Source organism: Caballeronia sp. (assembly GCF_049581465.1).
Classification (GTDB): domain Bacteria; phylum Pseudomonadota; class Gammaproteobacteria; order Burkholderiales; family Burkholderiaceae; genus Caballeronia.
On sequence record NZ_JBAUSA010000380.1, the window covers coordinates 1 to 3,142 of the forward strand.

Here is a 3,142-nt window from a genome sequence, read left to right on the forward strand (position 1 = left end):
CGCTTGCGTGCATCGCCGCTGATGCTGCGGCGGCGGGTCTTGGCAGCCCGGCGATCATTCTCGTGGGCAACGCGATCGGCGAAGCGGCCGCGCTTACGGCGACGCAACACACGTCGATCCTTCATGCGGCGTAACCTGAAGCCGGGTTCAAGCGCGGCATGACATGTTGAAGCCATAGCGACGTGTCGCTTCCACCCCGTGCCTCTGGCGTATCGCCCATGCTTCGCGTGCTTTTGATTACCGACACAGACAAGCCCATAGGCGATCTTCGCCAGGCGCTTGCACGTCTTGGCTACGAGATGCTCGCCGAGGTCGCAACGCCCACGGCCTTGCCGAGAGTCGTCGAGGAACACCGCCCGGATGTCGTGATCATCGATACGGAATCGCCCTCACGCGATACGCTCGAACATCTCGCGGTGATGAACGAGACCGCACCGCGTCCGGTCCTGATGTTCAGCAACGACGACGACCACCAATTCATCCGCGACGCCGTGAACGCAGGCGTGACGGCGTATCTTGTCGAAGGTCTCGAACCCGCGCGTCTTGCGCCTATTCTGGAAGTTGCGCTGGCCCGATTCGCCCACGAGGAAAAGCTACGCAACAAACTCGCGCAGGTCGAATCCGAATTGGCGGATCGCAAGGTCATTGACCGTGCCAAGCGGCTTCTCATGGACCGTCGCAAAATGAGCGAGCAGGACGCCTATGCCACGTTGCGCAAACGGGCGATGGACCAAGGGATGAAGGTGTCGGAAGTCGCACGCCAGTTGATATCGATGAACGATTTACTGAGGTAGACGGTCCCCCATGAATACGCCGATTCAGCCTGCCGCCGAAGCCGCCGCTCAGCCGCCGGAACGAACCCACGTTCGGTTGGGCTTTGTTGCGTTGAGCGACGCCGCGCCGCTCGCTGTCGCCAAGATTCTCGAATTCGGCCATGCCCACGGCCTCACCCTCGAACTTTGCCGCCAGCCCTCCTGGGCCGCCGTGCGCGACAAGTTGTTGTCCGGAGAAATCGACGCGGCGCACTCGCTCTATGGCCTGGTGTATGGCGTGCAGCTTGGCATTGGCGGCCCACAGGCGGACATGGCGGTGCTGATGGTGTTGAACCGCAACGGCCAGGCGGTCACCCTGTCCAGCGCGCTCGCCAAGACGTTCGACGCAACGGGTGACCTGAAACAGACGCTGGCAACGCTCGGCCGCCCTGCCGTATTCGCGCAGACCTTCCCGACCGGCACGCATGCAATGTGGTTGTATTACTGGCTGGCCGCGCAAGGCGTGCATCCGCTGCGCGATATTCGCAGTGTCGTCGTGCCGCCGCCGCAAATGGTGGGCGCGCTGGCCGGGAACGAACTGGATGGCTTCTGCGTAGGAGAGCCATGGAATGCACTCGCCGAAGCGTGCGGGGCGGGGAAGACGGTCGCGGTATCGAGTGACATCTGGCCGGACCATCCGGAGAAAGTGCTGGCTAGCCGACGTGATTTCGTCGTGCGCTATCCGAACACGGCACGGGCGCTGATCCAGACGATGCTCGAAGCGTGCCGGTGGCTTGACGACCGGCAACATCGCGCCGATATCTCGCGTTGGCTTGCCGCGCCCGAATTGCTCGACGTCGCGCAAGAGGTCATCGCACCGCGTTTGCTTGGCGAGTACGACCGTCCGTCCGCACTCCCTGTGAGTTTCTTCGATGACGGCCGCGTCAACTATCCGCGGCCCTCGGACGGCTTATGGTTTCTCACGCAGTTCCGGCGCTGGGGCATGTTGAGCGGCGACGGGGCCGGAGCCGGAGCCGGCGATGCGGCGATTGCGGCGGCCATCAACCAGACTGCGCTGTATCGCGAGGCGGCGGCGCTTGGGCGGATCGATGTGCCTGCCGAAACGCGCATTGAACGCCTGTGCGATGGCGTGGTGTGGGACGGCCTTGATCCGTCCGCATACTTGAACAGCTTCGTCATCCGCGCGTGACGCCGGTCCTTCCATTCAAAGCGACTTGACGACCTCAAAGGCCCCTTCGATCATCTTGCGCAACGTCGGCTGAACCGCTGCCGCGAGTTCGGGTGCGTAATCGAAGGGCTCCGTTTCATGCATATAGGTTGACTGGCACATTTCGAGCTGGATCGCGTGGACGCCGCGATTTGGCGCGCCGTAGTTGCGCGTGATGAAGCCGCCTTTGAAACGGCCGTTCGCGATCGACGTGTAGTCGCTGTCCGCAGCGGCGGCGACCACGGCGGCCAATGCAGCGGGAGCCGCTGTGCGACCGTCCTGAGTGCCGATGTTCAGGTCTGGCAGCTTGCCTTCGAACAGGCGTGGCAGGACGCTGGCGATTGAATGTGCTTCCCATAGCAGCACGTTGGCGTGCTGCTCGCGCAAGCGTTCGAGTTCGGCTTCCAGCGTCTCGTGATAGGGCCGCCAGTATTCGGCCACGCGACGTGCCTTTTCAGCGGCATCGGGCAGGCATCCCGGCTGGTATAGGGGCATTCCGCGAAACGTCTCGGTCGGGCAAAGCCCGGTCGTGGTCTGGCCCGGATAGAGGCTTTCGTCGGTCGATGGCCGGTTCAGGTCGATCACATAGCGTGAGAAACGTCCAGACAACACGGTCGCGCCGAGGTCGTGCGCGCATTCGTACAGGCGGTCGAGATGCCAGTCTGTGTCGGCGACGGTCAGTGCGATATCCGTGTACAGATGACGCAGGTCGTCGGGAATGCGGGTTCCGAGGTGGGGAATCGAGATCAGCAGCGGCGCGTCGGCGCGTGTCAGGTTGAAGATATCGTTCATAGGTCGGCCAGGGATCGAACGGGATGCTCGAACCGCAAGTCCTCATTTAGGGTGGGGGTCGTGGATCGTGTGGCACGGGCCATTTTACTGGAATTGAACGGGGTGCTGGCCGCGGGGCTGGTGGGGGTGCTGCTCGCGGCTTGTGTGGGGGAGGGGTTGGACGGGGTGCTGCTCGCGGCGAGTGGGCGGGAAGGTTTTGGGCGGTGCTGCTCGCGGCGAGTGTGGGGAGGACGTTGAGTCCTTCTGCTCGCGTGGTCGTTCTGCTTAAGTCGGATTTTCTTGCTTATTTCTGTTAGCCCCTGTTCGGGGCGGAACTTCATTTCTTTGCAAACGCGCAAAGAAACGAAGCAAAGAAACGCGTTTTAAACCG

The 3,142-nt window shown here is 62.6% G+C and carries 3 protein-coding genes; 2 read left to right on the forward strand and 1 reads right to left on the reverse strand.

Features of this window, described 5'->3' with window-relative positions; all coding sequences use genetic code 11:
- Window positions 1-218: 218 nt before the first annotated feature.
- Complete coding sequence (locus tag WCA53_RS09455; RefSeq protein WP_423908379.1) at window positions 219-794, forward strand: ANTAR domain-containing response regulator; 576 nt, start codon at window positions 219-221, stop codon at window positions 792-794.
- 10 nt (window positions 795-804) lie between these two features.
- On the forward strand, window positions 805-1,962 hold the full coding sequence (locus tag WCA53_RS09460) for a CmpA/NrtA family ABC transporter substrate-binding protein (protein WP_423908381.1): 1,158 nt from the start codon (window positions 805-807) through the stop codon (window positions 1,960-1,962).
- Between the two features lie 15 nt (window positions 1,963-1,977).
- Here the strand turns inward: WCA53_RS09460 and hutG are convergent, their stop codons facing one another.
- A complete protein-coding gene (gene hutG, locus WCA53_RS09465; protein WP_423908383.1) occupies window positions 1,978-2,772 on the reverse strand; it encodes an N-formylglutamate deformylase in 795 nt (264 codons plus the stop codon).
- Window positions 2,773-3,142 lie beyond the last annotated feature (370 nt).

Bases quoted from the DNA above. Each gene is read 5' to 3' on its own strand.
- hutG (WP_423908383.1), bottom strand. From the start codon at position 2,772: ATGAACGATATCTTCAACCTGACACGCGCCGACGCGCCGCTGCTGATC.
- WCA53_RS09460 (WP_423908381.1), top strand. From the start codon at position 805: ATGAATACGCCGATTCAGCCTGCCGCCGAAGCCGCCGCTCAGCCGCCG.
- WCA53_RS09455 (WP_423908379.1), top strand. From the start codon at position 219: ATGCTTCGCGTGCTTTTGATTACCGACACAGACAAGCCCATAGGCGAT.